We start from the raw sequence: 14,710 nt of genomic DNA, 5'->3' as shown, positions 1-14,710 counted from the left end.
ATGACCCGCACCGCGCGTTGTGCCGGTGCAGAAACGAGGCCAGATGAACAACGGCGTGAGATGCATGTGGATGCGCGGCGGCACCTCCAAGGGGGGCTACTTCCTCGCCGAGGATCTGCCGGAAGATCGTGACGTCTTTTTGCTGCGCGCGATGGGCTCGCCCGACATCCGCCAGATCGACGGGATGGGCGGTGCCGATCCGCTGACCTCAAAAGTGGCTGTGGTTCGCAAATCCGAGCGCGACGGCGTGGACGTGGATTACCTCTTCCTCCAGGTGTTCGTCGACCAGCCCATCGTCACCGACGCCCAGAACTGCGGGAACATCCTTGCCGGGGTCGGACCCTTCGCCATCGAGCGGGGGCTGGTGGCGGCGCAAGACGGCGAGACGCCGGTGGTGATCTACATGGAGAACACCGGCCAGGTTGCCGTGGCGCGGGTGAGCACGCCGGGCGGCGTGGTGAGCTACGCGGGCGAGGCAAAGATTGACGGCGTGCCGGGCGGCGCGGCGGCGGTGCCGATCACCTTCAAAGACACTGCCGGCTCGAGCTGCGGGGCGCTGCTGCCGACCGGCAACGCGGCAGACGAGATCGAGGGGGTGGCCTGCACGCTGATCGACAACGGCATGCCCTGCGTGGTGATGCGGGCGGCCGACATGGGGATCACCGGCGACGAAACGCCTGAGGAGTTGGAGGGGAACGCCGCGCTTCGTGAGAAGCTGGAGGCGATCCGGCTGAAGGCGGGGCCGATGATGAACCTTGGCGATGTGAGCGAGAAAAGCGTGCCGAAGATGACGATGGTGAGCGCGCCCAAAGAGGGCGCGATTTCCACCCGCACCTTCATTCCGCATCGTTGCCACAAGACGATTGGCGTGCTGGGCGCGGTGAGCGTGGCAACGGCCTGCCTGACGGAGGGCTCGCCCGCTCATGACCTCGCGAAGCGCGGCGAGGGCCGGGAGCGGGCCCTGTCGGTGGAGCATCCGACGGGCGAGATGACGGTGGTTGCGACGGTTGAAGGCGGCGAGGTCGTGGAGGCCGCGATCCTCAGGACGGCACGGAAATTGATGGACGGGGAGATTTTCGGATGAGCGAAGAGCAGGTGATGGACGCGGATTGGCTGGTGTTTCACCCAAGCCCCAAGGTGCCCGATTTCAAGCTGCCCAAGGGGGCGGTGGATGCGCATTGCCATGTCTTCGGGCCGTCACCTGAGTTCCCCTTCGCGCCCGAGCGGAAGTATACACCCTGCAACGCCGGCAAGGACAAGCTGTTCGAATTGCGCGATTTCCTTGGGTTTGGCCGCAACGTGATTGTGCAGGCCACCTGCCACGGCAAGGACAACCGGGCGATGGTGGATGCCTGCCGCGCCGCCGGAGACCTGGCGCGGGGGATCGCCAGCGTCGGCCCGGATGTGAGCGATGAGGAACTGGCCGAGATGGATGCGGCGGGCGTGCGCGGCGTACGGTTCAACTTTGTCAAACGGCTGGTGGATGCGACGCCCAAGGAGGTGTTCCTGCGCATCGCCGAGCGGATCGCCAAGCTGGGCTGGCATATCGTGGTGTATTTCGAGGCCGCCGATCTGGAAGAGCTGGTGCCCTTCCTTGAAAGCCTGCCGACGGTGCTGGTGGTGGATCACATGGGGCGCCCCGATGTGAGCAAGGGGGTCGATCACCCGGATTTCCAGCGCTTCATCCAGCTGATGGAGCGCAACGAGAACATCTGGAGCAAGGTCACCTGCCCCGAGCGGCTCACCAAGGCCGGCCCGCCCTATGACGATGTGATCCCTTTCTATCAGGCCATCGTCGAGCGCTTCCCCGACCGCGTGCTCTGGGGCACCGACTGGCCGCACCCGAACATGAAGAGCCACATGCCCGACGACGGGGCTCTGGTGGATTATATCCCCAAGATCGCACGCACGCCGGAGCAGCAGCAGAAGCTGCTCGTCGACAACCCGATGCGGCTTTACTGGGCGCGCTAAGCGGCAGATCTCAGCTTGGGCGGGCGGCGCTGTGCGCCGCCCGTTTGCCATTGTGGGCAAGCCGCGCCGCCATTCATTTTCCGCCACCACAATTCGAAGCGCGTCTCACCGGGCGTTGGCTTGATCCAGGTCAAATTCGGGGCGGATTGCGCCATGCGATACCGGGCAGAGACAATGGAGGACGCGATGGCACAGCACAGCCACGATTATCACATCGACATCCCCGGCACGACGGTCTTCGATGGGCGCATGGCCATGAAGGGCTATGCCCTGAACAAGATGTGCTACGACTTCAACCGCGCCGAGAACCGCGAGGCCTTCAAGGCCGATCCGGAGGCGTGGATGGAGAAGTATGGCCTGCGGGAAGAGCAGCGCCAGGCGATCCGCGACAATGACATTCTTGCGATGATCGAAGAGGGCGGAAATATCTATTACCTCGCCAAGCTGGCCGGGATCTTCAAGCTCTCGGTGCAGGACGTGGGTGGGATGCAGACGGGCCGCACGCGCGAAGAGTTCCAGGCCTTTCTGGCCAGCCAGGCATAGGGAGCAGTCACATGGCACAGATCCTCGGAGGCATCACCACCTCGCATATTCCGGCCGTCGGCAATGCGATCGACAAGGGGTTGCAGGACGACCCCTACTGGAAGCCCTTCTTCGACGGCTACCCGAAGGTTCACGCCTGGATCAGGGAGCACAAGCCCGACTACGTGGTGAACATCTACAACGACCACGGGCTTGGATTCTTCCTCGACCGGATGCCCACCTTCGCGATCGGTGCGGCGCATGAATACCGCAACGAGGATGAGGGCTGGGGCCTGCCCTCGCTGCCGCCCTTTCCCGGCGCGCCTGAGCTTTCTTGGCATATTATCGAGAGCATGGTGGAGGATGAGTTCGACATCACCTCCTGCCAGGAGCTGGCGGTGGACCACGGCTTCGTGGTGCCGATGCAGCTGTTCTGGCCGGGGGCGCCGAACAACCCCGACATGCCCCGCGCGGTGCCGATCAGCGCCAACACGGTGCAGCACCCGATCCCGACGTTGAAGCGGGCTCTGGACTTCGGGAAGGCCTTGGGAAAGGCGCTGCGGAGCTTCCCCGAAGAGGCGAAGGTGGTTGTGCTGGGCACCGGCGGGTTGAGCCACCAGCTCGACGGGCAGCGGGCCGGCTTCATCAACAAGGAATTCGACCAGTATTGCCTCGAGAACATCGTGAGCGACCCCGAGGCGCTGACGAAGATCAGCCGGATGGAACTGGTTGAGAAGGCGGGCGCACAGGGCACCGAGTTTCTGATGTGGATGATGATGCGTGGAGCGCTGGGGGATGAGGTGACGGAGATCACCCGGAATTATCACATCCCGATCTCAAACACCGCCGCCGGCACGCTACTTTTGGAATGTGCCGCCTGAAGAGATCTTGGGCCTCCGGCGGGGATAGTTTTGGAGCTCTGAGAGTAACAAAGCATTAACCTTACCGGTGCATTTTTGACCTGCGGCACAGCTGGGGACGGCGATGGCCGTGAGCGACGAGAGATACGTCTCTGTCAGGGGCGAGGGCGGCTGGGTGCTGCTCTCGCCTTTTTTGTGCAGCCCATGTCTCTCGGAGCTCCTGAACTATCCCCGCCGGAGGCAAACAAACAAAAGGAATGCGCCGCAAGGCGCTCATTTGAACACGGGTTCAATTCAGGAAATGGCCGAAGATCCGCCTTGTCCACTTGCCGTAGGGCGGGCGGATGAGGTGGGTGCCGTTGGGGTGGCGCTGCGTCAGCACCGATTTGGCGTGGCTCATGGATTTGAAGCCTTCGGGCCCGTGGTAGGCGCCGAGGCCGGAGGGGCCGATGCCGCCGAAGGGCAGATCATCGGCGGCGACGTGCAGCAGCGTATCGTTCACCGTGACGCCGCCGGAGGTGGTGCGGGTGAGCACGGCCTCGCGGGCGGCATCGTCTGGGCCGAAGTGGTAGAGCGCCAGCGGGCGCGGGCGGGCGTTGATGTAGGCGATGGCCTCCTCAATGGTGTCGTAGGGCACCACAGGGAGCAGCGGGCCGAAGATTTCGTCCTGCATCACGTTCATCGCGTCGGTGACGTTCGTAAGAATTGCGGGCGCGTCTTCTCCTTCAAGCAGAGGCACGCGGGTGGCGCCCTTGGCGTCTGCGTCTTCGGCCATGGCGCGCAGCCGTGCGGCATGGCGGGCATGGATGGGGCCGGTGAGGTTTTCATCCGCCGTGCCGCCGGGATAGAGCGCGGCGGCGGCTGACCTCATTTCAGTGCAGAAGCGCTCCACCTGCCCGGTCGGCACCAGTGCGTAATCGGGCGCGATGCAGGTTTGCCCGCCGTTCACCAGCTTGCCGAAGGCGAGCGAGCCTGCGGCCTTTTCGAAGTCGGCATCCGGGGCGAGCACGGCGGGGCTTTTGCCGCCGAGTTCAAGTGTCACCGGGGTGAGGTTGGCGGCGGCGGCCTGCATCACCTTGCGGCCCACCTCGGTGCCGCCGGTGAAGAAGAGGTGGTCGAAGGGCAGCGCGGCGAAATCGGCCCCCACCTCCGGGCCGCCTTCCACCACCGCCACCTGCGCGGGGCGGAACAGCTCTTCGATCATCTCGCGCAGCACCGCCGCGCAGGCGGGTGTGAATTCAGAGGGCTTCAGCATCACCCGGTTGCCCGCCGCCAGCGCCGTCGCCAGCAGCACCAGCGCCAGGGAGAACGGGTAGTTCCAGGGCGAGATGATGCCGACCACGCCCTTGGGCTGGTAGTGCACCCGCGCCTTTGCGGGCCAGAGTGCCGGGTGCAGGCGGCGGCGCTCGGGCGCCATGAAGCGGCGCAGGTTGCGGTCGAGGTAGTCGATGGCGCTGATGGTGGGCACGATGTCGACCAGCTTCGTCTCTTCCGCAGCGCGGTGTGCAAAGTCCTTGCCCGCTGCCTCGGCGAAGGCATCGGCGCGAGCGATCACCGCCTTGCGCAGCCGTTGCAGCGCGGCGCGGCGCTCGGCCTGGCTGGGCGGGCCACCTGCGAGAAAGGCACTGCGCTGGGTGTCGAGAAGCTCGGTCAGGTCGGTCATACGGGGTCGCCTTTGCTCATGCGGGTCAGGAAGGCCTCGGCCTCGCGCAGCACGGTCTTGCGCTTACCGTGATCCATCCTGTCCCATGTTCGATACATCTGGGCCATGCGTGGGTTGTTTTCAAACCGGTCGCGGTGCCTGTCGAGAAAGTGCCAGTAGAGCAGGTTGAAGGGGCAGGCCCCCTCCCCCGTCTTCTTGCTGACGGAGTAGTGGCAGCTGCCGCAGTAGTCGGACATCTTGTGGATGTAGTTGCCCGAGGAGACATAGGGCTTTGACGCGATCACCCCGCCGTCGGCGAACTGGCTCATCCCCACCGTGTTGGGCGCTTCGACCCATTCGAAGGCATCAAAATAGACTTCGAGATACCACTCGTGCACCTCGCTCGGGTTGATCTGGGCGATCAGGGCGAAGTTGCCGGTGATCATCAGCCGCTGGATGTGGTGGGCATAGGCCTCTTCTTCGGTTTGATTTACCGCCTGCGCGAGGCAGTTCATCTTGGTCTCCGCGCCCCAGAAGAGGGGCGGCAGGGCCCGCTGGTGGTTCAGCGCATTGCGGCTGGGGTACTCCGGCCCTTCGTGGAAGTAGATGCCGCGGACGTATTCACGCCAGCCAAGGATTTGCCGGATGAAGCCTTCGGCGGCGTTGATCGGCGCCTTGCCATCCTTCCAGGCTTGTTCGACGCGCTGGCACACATCGAGCGGGTCCAGCACGCCGATGTTGAGATAGGCGGATATGAGCGAATGGTAGAGGAAGCGCTGATCTTGCAGCATCGCGTCCTGGTAGGTGCCAAAGTTTTCCAGCGCGGTCTGGATGAAGTGGGTGAGCACCTTTTCGGCCTGCTCCGCAGTTGTGGCGAAGCCGAAGGGGCGGAGTTTTCCGAAGTTGTCGGCGAAGCGCTGCTCGACCAGTTGCAGCACCTCTTCCACCTCCTCGTCGGGCTCAAACCAGAGCGGCTTGGGCAGGAAGAGGTCATCCTCGGCGGGTTTGCGGTTGTCGTGGTCGTAGTTCCACTTGTCTCCCGCCGGTTCGTCACCCTCCATCAACAGGCCGGTCTTGCGTCGCATCTCGCGGTAGAAGTACTCCATGCGCAGGGCCTTGCGGCCCTCGGCCCAGCTTTCGAACTCCGCGTGGGAGGCGATGAAGCGGGTGTCTTCATGCATCGCAACGTCGAGCGGGCAGTCTTCCAGCGCCTCGATCAGCCGCCATTCGCCCGGGCGGGTGGCCAGCACCGACCTGGCCCCGTGCTCCTCGGCACGGCGCAGCAACTCGCCGGGGATGGAGCCCGCGTTCCCATCATCGTCCAGCCGGGTGTAGGCGACCTTCCAGCCGTCACTCTTGAGCCGGGCGGCGAATTTGCGCATGGCGGCGAAGATCAGTGCGATCTTCTTGGGGTGGTGGCGCACGTAATCGGTTTCCGCCGCCACTTCGGCCATCACGACCACGTCGCGCCCCTTCTCCGCCGCCTTCAAGGCGGCGACGGAGGGGCTTAGCTGGTCGCCCAGAACGAGGACGAGTCGAGGAATGGGCTGCGCGGCGCTCACCAGTCGCCGGTGTTTTCCATCGAAGCCCAGGGCTCCTTCGGCGGCAGCGCCTCGCCCTCCTGGATCAGCTCGATCGAGATATTGTCGGGCGACTTCACGAAGGCCATGCGGCCATCGCGGGGTGGGCGGTTGATGGTGACGCCCTTGTCCATCAGATTCTGGCAGGTGGCGTAGATATCATCGACGCGATAGGCGAGGTGGCCCCAGGCGCGGGCGGTTTCCAGCTTCTCGTCACTGTCCCAGTTGTAGGTCAGCTCAAGCTCGGGCGCGCCGTGCTCTTCGGCGCTTTCCTTGTCTTTCGGAGCGGCGAGGAAGATCAGGGTGAACTTGCCCTCAGGCACCTCGACACGGCGGATCTCTTCGAGGCCGAATTTCGTGCACCAGAAATCGAGACTCTCGTCGACATCGGTGATCCGGATCATTGTGTGAACGTAGCGCATGGGTGCCCCTCCTTTGGCGTTTGGTCCAGAGGATAGGGCGCGAAACGGCGGAGGCTAGGGGCCGGGCGTCAGGGAATGAGCACCTGCTTCCGGGGGATCACGGATTCCGACAGCGAGCCATCGTCATACATCATCCGGATGGTCACGGTTTCAACGGTATTGGCCGGCGCCGTCACCAGCGGGATCGGGTCGCCATCGACCATCACGTTGGGGTTGGAAAACTCGGTGTGACACTCGGCCATGTCGAGGCTGCGGGTGGGCGGTTCGTCGTTGAAGCCGAATTGCACCGCCTGCACGCCGCAGCGCCAGGAGACGATGGGGGTGAAGAACACGTAATCCTCGTCGCCCTCCACGCGGATGGCGATCCACTTGTCCTTGATGGTTTCAAGGATGGGGCGGACTTCGGCGGCGGTGGTGAAGTTCTCGGCCTGCGCCGCAAGGGGCATGGAAGCAGCGAGAAGCACGGCGGTGGCGAGCTTCCGAAAAGTCATCGGGGATTTTCCTTTTCGACAAATGGACTTTGGGTATAGTGGCCCCGAAAATGCGAGGCCCGATCGCAACAAGATCAGGAGCAGTATGGCCGCACGCGCCAGGAAATCAAAGCCTTTCAACATCGTCATCGTCGGGCATGCAGGGAGGCTGCAATACGAGGCGGTGCTGTTCGCTGCCTCGCTCCGGCACTTCGACAGCGGTTTCAGCGGGCGGCTCTTCGTGGCCGAGCCGAAGCCGGGCGAGCTTTGGAGCCATGACCCGCGAATGGACGCGCCGTCGGTACGCAGGTTGCTGGAGGGTGAATTGGGCGCCGAGATCCTGCCGTTCGAGAGCCGGCACTTCGGCGAGGCCTACCCCTATGGCAACAAGATCGAGGCGCTGCGCGAATTGCCGGAGGGCGAGCCCTTCATCTTCTTTGACACCGACACGCTGGTAACCGGTGCGCTCTCTGCCCTGCCCTTCGATTTCAATCGACCTGCTGCCTCGATGAAGCGCGAAGACACATGGCCCGAGGTGCCGCTTTATGGCCCCGGCTATGCGGGCATCTGGAAGAGCCTTTACGACAAGTTCGGGCTTGAGTTCGAAAGCTCGCTCGATACCAGCCATCCGGATGAATACTGGCAGCGGTATCTTTACTTCAACGCCGGGTGGTTCTTTGGCGCTTGCGGGCCGAGTTTTGGCGCGCGGTTCGAGGAGTATGCGCTGGCGATCCGCGATGATGCGCCGGATGAGCTGGCCTGCCAGGCGCTGGACCCCTGGCTCGATCAAGTGGCGCTTCCCCTTGTGATACACAGCTTTGGCGGCGGGCGGCCCGGGCCCGAGCTGGACGGGCTGGATGGCGACGTGACCTGCCATTGGCGGGTGCTATCGCTGCTTTACGCCCGCGAGAGCGATCATGCGGTTGCGGCGCTGGCCGAAGTTGCCGCGCCGAACAGGATCAAGAAGGTGCTTAAGGAATACGAGCCCTTCAAGCGGCTGATCTTTCAGAACAAGGGCGAGAAGGCCCGCGCGCTCTTTGACCGTGAGAACTTGCCTCAGAAGGAGCAGACGATCCGCAACCGGCTGAAGCGCGAGAACCTCTGGATGCGGTAGCAACGACGCGAATTTTCGTGCGAAAATTCGCGACCCACCGGGCTACCGTGTCATCGGGGTGGCGCCAAGTTGCACGGCCCAGGCCGACCGTCGCGCCTTCACCGCCTCGCTGCGGGCCAGGGGGCCAAGCCGGGCGTCGAGTTCATCCAGAACCTCCACCGCCAAGGTGCCGTCATGGGCGGCCTGCATGCCGGGCACGGTGCAGCTCTTCATCTTGAGCTGAAACCTCAGCCGGTTTTCGGCGGCGGGCAGATTAGGCGTGGCGCCCACCCAGCAGCGGCCCCCGGTGCGGGCGGCATAGATCACCCAGCGATCCGGGCTTTCCTTGTAGGCAGCGCGGGCGGCGCGTTTGTCGATCATGGGAGAGCTCCTTTTTCGCGGCGGATTGACATATTTTTACCCGGGTGTAAATAGGGCGCCATGGACGAAACTTTTACCGCCTTCGAGGGCCACACCCGCATCGCCAGCGCCACGTTGCCCGAGCTTGCCAACCTGCTCGCACGAATGGGGCACGGCCCCGGCGCAGCGCTGCTCATCTTTTCTGATCTCACGGGCCGTGAGACAGACCTAGACCTTTCGGGTGGGCCGGCGGCGGTCGCCGCGCGCTACGCCCCTGCCCCACGCGGACGGGGCCGCCCGAAACTGGGGGTGGTGCCGCGCGAGGTCACCCTGTTGCCGCGCCACTGGGACTGGCTGGCCAGCCAGCGCGGCGGGGCCTCCGCCACGCTGCGGCGACTGGTGGAGGAGGCGATGAAGCGGCCCGATCCGGCGGCGGCGCGCGATGCGGCCTACAGCTTTTGCACCGCCATTGCGGGCGACCTGCCTGGCTTTGAAGAGGCGATGCGCGCGCTCTACGCGGGCGAGGGATTTGCCGGGGCCATCGCGGGCTGGCCGGAGGACATTCGCGCCCATGCGCTGGAGTTGGCGGGGGAAGGCTGATGCATATCGATCCAACCGAGGAGGCTGCGTTGGCTTTTGTAAGGAGAAACCCGCAGGGGCCGCTGGTGATGGTGAACCTGCTGCGGTTCCGGGCGCAGGCGGATTATGCCCAAGCTCCCGGGCTGGGCGGCGCGGGCCGGAGCGGGCGCGAGGCCTACGGGCTATACGAAGCCGCGATCCAGCCCCTGCTGGAGGCCAGCGGCGGCGAGGTGCTGTTTGACGGCGTCGGCGGGGGTTGGTTCATCGGGCCCGAAGCCGAGCGCTGGGACCGGGTGCTGATGGTGCGGCAGGCGAGCCTCGAGGCCTTCTTTGCCTTCGCGCAGATGCCGGAGGCGCAGGTTGCGGCGGCCCACCGGCGTGCGGCGCTGGAAGACAGCCGGCTGCTTCCGGTGTTGCCGCGCTGAACGCCGCGCATGATCGTGTTGAGCGGATTTCACGGCATGCGCGGCCACTTCACGTTGCCCGTCCTGCCCGCTTTGCCCTAGGGTCGCCGCCAAAACCAGCCCCGAGGGAGGACTACCCATGAGCTACGGCTTCGACACGCTTCAGATCCACGCAGGCGCCCGGCCCGATCCGGCCACCGGCGCGCGGCAAACGCCGATCTACCAGACCACCGCCTATGTGTTTCGCGATGCCGACCACGCCGCCGCGCTCTTCAATCTTCAGGAGGTCGGCTACATCTACTCCCGGCTGACCAACCCAACGGTGGCGGCGCTGCAAGAGCGGGTGGCCACGCTGGAAGGTGGCGCGGGCGCGGTCTGCTGCTCGTCGGGCCATGCGGCGCAAATCATGGCGCTCTTCCCGCTGATGGGGCCCGGACTGAACGTGGTGGTCTCCACCCGGCTTTATGGCGGCTCGATCACCCAGTTTTCCCAGACGATCAAACGCTTTGGCTGGTCGGCCAAGTTCGTGGATTTTGACGATCTCGACGCTGTGGAAGCGGCGATTGACGATGACACCCGCGCCGTCTTCTGCGAGTCCATCGCCAACCCGGGCGGCTACATCACCGACCTGCCCGCCATCGCCAAGGTGGCCGACAAGGCAGGCCTGCCGCTGATCGTCGACAACACCTCCGCCACCCCCTACCTCTGCCGCCCCATCGAGCATGGCGCGACGCTGGTGGTGCATTCGATGACCAAGTATCTCACCGGCAACGGCACCGTGACCGGCGGCGTGGTGGTGGATTCGGGCAAGTTCGACTGGGCCGCCTCGGGCAAGTTCCCCTCGCTCAGCGAGCCGGAACCGGCCTACCACGGGTTGAAGTTTGCAGAGACCTTCGGACCGCTCGCCTTCACCTTCCACGGCATCGCCATCGGGCTGCGTGACCTCGGGATGACGCTGAATCCGCAGGCCGCGCATTACACGCTCATGGGCATCGAAACCCTAAGCCTGCGGATGGAACGCCATGTGGAGAACGCCAAGAAGATCGCCGCCTGGCTGGAGACCAATCCGAACGTCAAGGAAGTGACCTATGCCGGGCTGCCCTCGTCGCCCTATGCCGACCGGGTAAAAACCGTGTGCCCCAAGGGCGCGGGCGGGCTGTTTACGGTAGCGCTGAAGGGCGGCTACGAGGCTTGCGTGAAGACGGTGGACAGCCTTGAGCTGTTCAGCCACGTGGCCAACCTCGGCGACACCCGCAGCCTGGTGATCCATTCGGCGTCGACCACGCACCGGCAGCTCACCGAGGAGCAACAGGTGGCCGCCGGCGCCGCGCCGGACGTGCTGCGCCTGTCGATCGGAATCGAAACGGCCGATGATCTGATCGCCGATCTGGAGCAGGCCCTGGAGAAGGCGCACGCCTGACGGCGGAACCTCGCCGAGCGCGGGCTTGCAGTTTCACGACATTGTCAGCCCCGCTCCCCATTGAATCCGGCCCCTCTGCGGGCCGGATTTTTCTTTTCCGCACAACGCGCTTCGCGGCAACGTGAAGGTGATGCACCAGAAGTTGGGAAAAATTGAAAACCGGAAGGTAAGACTGTATAGACTAAGGGAGTTTTTCGCGGGCCGCTGCTGGCCTGCACCCTTTGGTCGGAAATTCCTTCGATGACGCCTGAATTCGCCCTGGACCTCAGCCACGATGGCATTTCACTTCTGCGCCGCGCAGATGACGGCTGGCGCCGGATTGGCAGGGTGTCGCTGGATGCCGACAGCCTGTCGGACGACCTTGCCGCGCTGCGGGACAAGGCAGCGGATGGCCGAGATATTTCGACCAAGCTGGTCCTCCCCAACAGCCAGATCCTGTTCACCAGTTGCCCGGCGAGCGGCAAGGACGAGCTGGCCGACGAGGTGCGCGTGCGCGCCGCGCTGGTTGGGGCCACGCCCTACGAGGTGTCGGACCTCGTGTTCGACTGGGAATCGGACGGCGAAACCTTGCAGATTGCCGTCGTCGCCCGCGAAACACTGGACGAAGCCCGGGCCTTTGCCAGTGAGCACGGCTTCGGCCCGGTGGGTTTTGTGGCTGTGCCGCCGCGCGGGGGCTTCCTGCGGGAGCCCTTCTTCGGCCCTGCCGACAGAGGGCCTGCCGCCGGCCCCGGAATGGTGGCCGATGCCGAGCCGATTACGGTGGTGGGCGTTTGGGATGCGCCGGCGGTCGCCACGCAGGCAGAGCCGGGTGAGGCCGCGCCAGCAGAAGACCTGGCTGACGCACCGGACGGGCCGGACGTACCGGAGGAGGCCGCCCCGCTTGACGAGGCGGCTGATGCGCCAGGCGAGCCGGTGGTGGAAGCTTCGGTTCCCGAAGAGGCCCCGGCAAGTGAGGCACGGGTAAGCACCGCCGAAGAGGAAGACGTTGTAGACGTAGACGAGGTCGCATCCGCGCAGGAGGTCGATGAGCCCGGCGACGCCGAGTTGGAGGACCCCGCGGCTGCGCTCGGCCCACCGGACGCACGGGATGAGACAGGTGACCAGCCGATAGAGATCGAGGCGCCGGTCGAGGCAGGCGCAGAGATGCAGGACGCCCCTGCTCTGCCGGACGCCGCCGCCGAAGAGGCAGCTGCGGAAGAGCTGCCGCAGGAGGCCGCTGCGCGCACGGAAGCCGAGACGGCGGACGACGCAGCCGCCGAGACCCCGGCGGTTCTGCCCTCTTTCAGCTCGATCCGCGCAACCTCCGACGAAGGCAAGGCCCCCAAGTTGGGTGGCGCACGCAGTGCTGACGGCGCTGCGCCGAGCCGCAAGCTGGGCGGCGCGACACGCAGCGAAACTCCGGCCTCGCCCGCGAAAGCGGGAAGCGAGCGGACGGTCGAAGAGGCCGCGCCGACGGAGGCTGCGGCCCCGGCGCTGGCCACTGACACGCTCGAAGCTCTCAAGGCCGCCCCGGTCGCGGCCCAGGGCGACCCCGAGATTTCCGCGCAGGATGGCGCACCGCGCAGCAAGGCGGCCTTTGCCTCCTTCCGTGATCGGGTGTCGGCGCTGCGACGTTCCGAGGCGCCTTCCCTGACGCCCGAGATCATCGCCGCTCCCCTGCCCCGCCCCACGCCCGGCGATCTGCCGGAGCGGATTTCGCAAGAGGCGGCGCCCGGCGAGTTCACCATCTTCGGCGCACGCGGCAAGAAGAAAGCCCAGGCGCGCAAGGGCTTTCCCGTGGCGCTGACCATGGCGCTGCTGCTGTTCATGGGGCTTGTTGGGCTGTGGTCGAAGCTGTTCCTCGCGAATGACGAGACCGTGGCGCAGGCCGCGGCAGAGGGCGAGCAGGTGGTTGCCAGCGCCTCGTCGGTGCCGCTGCTGGGGGAGGATGGCGGGCTGACGCGCTCGATCACCTTCTCGGAAGCGGGCACCAGCGGCGCAACCACCGACCCCGAGGGCGAGGCGGAGCTTGCCGAAGCGCTACAGGCACCGTCCGACGACTTTGACACCGGCGAACCGGTGGACCTGGCCAGCCTGACGGATGATCCCTTCTCGGCAATGCCCGAGGACGAGCCGCAGCTGGCCGAGCCGATGCTGGAGAACCCGCCGCTCCCCGAGATCGACGCCGATTCGCTGCCCGCCGATGACGAGATGGCAGATTTCGAGCCCGAGCCGGAAGCGGATGTGGCCCCGCGGATGAGCGCCGAAGAGGCGCAGGCGGCCTATACGGAAAGCGGTATCTGGCAGCAGGCGCCGGTGCTTGCCTCGCTCCCCGAGCAGGAGAGCACTGACGATATCTATATCGCCTCCATCGACCCCAGCGTTCAGCCGCATGATGCTGTGGCCCTGCCGCGCGCGGGCACCGAGGGCGGCACCGACACCGCCCTGCCCCGCCAGCCCGGCCCGGTGCCACCGGGCCAGGTTGTGGTGTTTGACGACGAGGGCCGCATCCAGCCGACCGAAGAGGGTGTGGTCACGGCGGATGGCATCACGCTTTATGCCGGGCGCCCGAGTGTGGTGCCCCGTGCCCGCCCCGGCACCTCGGAAGACACAACCGCAGAGGCAGAGTTAGAGGCCGCCGAGGCGGAGACAGAAGCGGAACCGGGCGCGGAAGACGACAACCCGCTTGCCGGACTTCGGCCCCGGGCCCGCCCACAGGGGCTGGTGGAAGAGAACGAGAAAGCCCAACTGGGCGGGCGCACCCGCGCCGAGCTGGCCGGTCTGCGCCCGAAGGCCCGCCCGCAATCCGTCCAGGACGAGGCCGAGGCCAGCCGTCAGGCCGCGATAGAGGAGGCGGTACGCAACAGCGCCGAAGAATCCGCCGAGTTGCAACAGGATGAGGCGCGCGCCCAGGCGGAGGCCGAGGCCCGCGCCGCGGCTGAACTGCAAAACGCCTCGCGGCTTGCCGTGGCCAAATCGCGCCAGCCCGCCGCCAAGCCCCGCGGCTTCGAGCGCAAGGTGGCCGCAGCCCGCAAACGCGCTGAACGTGAACAAGCAGAGGCCCGCAAGCAGGCCGCCGCCGCCGCCAGGCAAGAGCCGGAGCAGACGGCGAGTGCCGCCGTCGCCCTGCCCCGCAATCAGAAGGTGGCGCCCCGGGTGCCCTCCAGTGCTTCCGTCGCCAAGGCTGCCACCGACCGCAATGCGCTGAAACTGCGCGATATCAACCTGATCGGCGTGTTCGGCTCGCCCTCGCAGCGCCGCGCGCTCGTACGGCTGCCCTCGGGCCGGCTGGTGAAGGTGAAGGCCGGTGACAGGCTGGACGGCGGCAAGGTGGCCGCCATCGGCCAGAGCGAGCTGCGCTACGTGAAGCGCGGGCGGAATATCACCCTGTCGATGCCGCGCAGCTGA

At 65.8% G+C, this 14,710-nt stretch carries 14 protein-coding genes; 9 read left to right on the top strand and 5 right to left on the bottom strand.

From position 1 onward, the window contains the following. Positions 1-43 precede the first annotated feature (43 nt). From DYI42_RS02295 to DYI42_RS02280, 4 genes are all read left to right on the top strand, one after another. Positions 44-1,084, top strand: coding sequence for a 4-oxalomesaconate tautomerase (locus DYI42_RS02295; protein WP_213544294.1), 1,041 nt, complete (start codon positions 44-46; stop codon positions 1,082-1,084). Next, positions 1,081-1,971, top strand: a complete 891-nt coding sequence (locus tag DYI42_RS02290) for an amidohydrolase family protein (protein ID WP_244867421.1) — start codon at positions 1,081-1,083, stop codon at positions 1,969-1,971. Before DYI42_RS02295 ends, DYI42_RS02290 begins: the two co-directional genes overlap by 4 nt. Positions 1,972-2,124: 153 nt before the next feature. After that, entirely contained in the window at positions 2,125-2,514 is a 390-nt protein-coding gene (locus tag DYI42_RS02285) for a protocatechuate 4,5-dioxygenase subunit alpha (RefSeq protein ID WP_244867420.1), read from the top strand. 11 nt (positions 2,515-2,525) lie between these two features. Beyond that, positions 2,526-3,374: a class III extradiol dioxygenase family protein gene (locus DYI42_RS02280; RefSeq protein ID WP_213544293.1), complete on the top strand. Its 849-nt coding sequence runs from the start codon at positions 2,526-2,528 to the stop codon at positions 3,372-3,374. A 268-nt stretch (positions 3,375-3,642) separates the two neighbouring features. Here the strand turns inward: DYI42_RS02280 and DYI42_RS02275 are convergent, their stop codons facing one another. The 4 genes from DYI42_RS02275 to DYI42_RS02260 form a co-directional block, all read right to left on the bottom strand. Beyond that, a complete protein-coding gene (locus DYI42_RS02275) occupies positions 3,643-5,016 on the bottom strand; it encodes a coniferyl aldehyde dehydrogenase (RefSeq protein WP_213544292.1) in 1,374 nt (457 codons plus the stop codon). Beyond that, positions 5,013-6,539 (bottom strand): cryptochrome/photolyase family protein, encoded by a 1,527-nt coding sequence (locus DYI42_RS02270; RefSeq protein WP_213544337.1) that lies wholly within the window; start codon positions 6,537-6,539, stop codon positions 5,013-5,015. The genes DYI42_RS02275 and DYI42_RS02270 overlap by 4 nt, the downstream gene beginning before the upstream one ends. A 14-nt stretch (positions 6,540-6,553) precedes the next feature. Further along, positions 6,554-6,997, bottom strand: a complete 444-nt coding sequence (locus DYI42_RS02265; RefSeq protein ID WP_213544291.1) for a VOC family protein — start codon at positions 6,995-6,997, stop codon at positions 6,554-6,556. A 68-nt stretch (positions 6,998-7,065) separates the two neighbouring features. Next, positions 7,066-7,488 (bottom strand): hypothetical protein, encoded by a 423-nt coding sequence (locus DYI42_RS02260; RefSeq protein ID WP_213544290.1) that lies wholly within the window; start codon positions 7,486-7,488, stop codon positions 7,066-7,068. An 85-nt stretch (positions 7,489-7,573) separates the two neighbouring features. Between DYI42_RS02260 and DYI42_RS02255 the strand changes: the two genes are divergently transcribed. Next, entirely contained in the window at positions 7,574-8,581 is a 1,008-nt protein-coding gene (locus tag DYI42_RS02255) for a hypothetical protein (RefSeq protein ID WP_213544289.1), read from the top strand. Positions 8,582-8,623: 42 nt separating this feature from the next. Here the strand turns inward: DYI42_RS02255 and DYI42_RS02250 are convergent, their stop codons facing one another. Beyond that, positions 8,624-8,941 (bottom strand): hypothetical protein, encoded by a 318-nt coding sequence (locus DYI42_RS02250; RefSeq protein ID WP_213544288.1) that lies wholly within the window; start codon positions 8,939-8,941, stop codon positions 8,624-8,626. A gap of 60 nt (positions 8,942-9,001) precedes the next feature. On the opposite strand from DYI42_RS02250, the gene DYI42_RS02245 reads away from it, so the two are divergent. From DYI42_RS02245 to DYI42_RS02230, 4 genes are all read left to right on the top strand, one after another. After that, positions 9,002-9,520: a DUF2239 family protein gene (locus DYI42_RS02245; RefSeq protein WP_213544287.1), complete on the top strand. Its 519-nt coding sequence runs from the start codon at positions 9,002-9,004 to the stop codon at positions 9,518-9,520. Next, positions 9,520-9,924: a DUF1330 domain-containing protein gene (locus DYI42_RS02240; protein WP_213544286.1), complete on the top strand. Its 405-nt coding sequence runs from the start codon at positions 9,520-9,522 to the stop codon at positions 9,922-9,924. The genes DYI42_RS02245 and DYI42_RS02240 overlap by 1 nt, the downstream gene beginning before the upstream one ends. A 118-nt stretch (positions 9,925-10,042) precedes the next feature. After that, positions 10,043-11,323 (top strand): O-acetylhomoserine aminocarboxypropyltransferase/cysteine synthase family protein, encoded by a 1,281-nt coding sequence (locus DYI42_RS02235; protein ID WP_213544285.1) that lies wholly within the window; start codon positions 10,043-10,045, stop codon positions 11,321-11,323. 240 nt (positions 11,324-11,563) lie between these two features. After that, the gene (locus DYI42_RS02230; RefSeq protein ID WP_213544284.1) at positions 11,564-14,710 is read left to right on the top strand and encodes a hypothetical protein; all 3,147 of its coding nucleotides are present in this window, start codon (positions 11,564-11,566) and stop codon (positions 14,708-14,710) included.

The sequence above is a fragment of the Vannielia litorea genome, assembly GCF_018424695.1.
Taxonomy (GTDB): Bacteria; Pseudomonadota; Alphaproteobacteria; order Rhodobacterales; family Rhodobacteraceae; genus Vannielia; species Vannielia litorea_A.
This window is presented reverse-complemented; position numbering and strand designations above follow the sequence as displayed.

Excerpts from the sequence above, each read along its gene's own strand:
- DYI42_RS02230 (WP_213544284.1), top strand. The coding sequence starts at position 11,564 with ATGACGCCTGAATTCGCCCTGGACCTCAGCCACGATGGCATTTCACTT.
- DYI42_RS02260 (WP_213544290.1), bottom strand. The coding sequence starts at position 7,488 with ATGACTTTTCGGAAGCTCGCCACCGCCGTGCTTCTCGCTGCTTCCATG.
- DYI42_RS02255 (WP_213544289.1), top strand. The coding sequence starts at position 7,574 with ATGGCCGCACGCGCCAGGAAATCAAAGCCTTTCAACATCGTCATCGTC.
- DYI42_RS02290 (WP_244867421.1), top strand. The coding sequence starts at position 1,081 with ATGAGCGAAGAGCAGGTGATGGACGCGGATTGGCTGGTGTTTCACCCA.
- DYI42_RS02235 (WP_213544285.1), top strand. The coding sequence starts at position 10,043 with ATGAGCTACGGCTTCGACACGCTTCAGATCCACGCAGGCGCCCGGCCC.
- DYI42_RS02275 (WP_213544292.1), bottom strand. The coding sequence starts at position 5,016 with ATGACCGACCTGACCGAGCTTCTCGACACCCAGCGCAGTGCCTTTCTC.
- DYI42_RS02245 (WP_213544287.1), top strand. The coding sequence starts at position 9,002 with ATGGACGAAACTTTTACCGCCTTCGAGGGCCACACCCGCATCGCCAGC.
- DYI42_RS02280 (WP_213544293.1), top strand. The coding sequence starts at position 2,526 with ATGGCACAGATCCTCGGAGGCATCACCACCTCGCATATTCCGGCCGTC.
- DYI42_RS02285 (WP_244867420.1), top strand. The coding sequence starts at position 2,125 with ATGCGATACCGGGCAGAGACAATGGAGGACGCGATGGCACAGCACAGC.
- DYI42_RS02240 (WP_213544286.1), top strand. The coding sequence starts at position 9,520 with ATGCATATCGATCCAACCGAGGAGGCTGCGTTGGCTTTTGTAAGGAGA.
- DYI42_RS02250 (WP_213544288.1), bottom strand. The coding sequence starts at position 8,941 with ATGATCGACAAACGCGCCGCCCGCGCTGCCTACAAGGAAAGCCCGGAT.
- DYI42_RS02295 (WP_213544294.1), top strand. The coding sequence starts at position 44 with ATGAACAACGGCGTGAGATGCATGTGGATGCGCGGCGGCACCTCCAAG.
- DYI42_RS02265 (WP_213544291.1), bottom strand. The coding sequence starts at position 6,997 with ATGCGCTACGTTCACACAATGATCCGGATCACCGATGTCGACGAGAGT.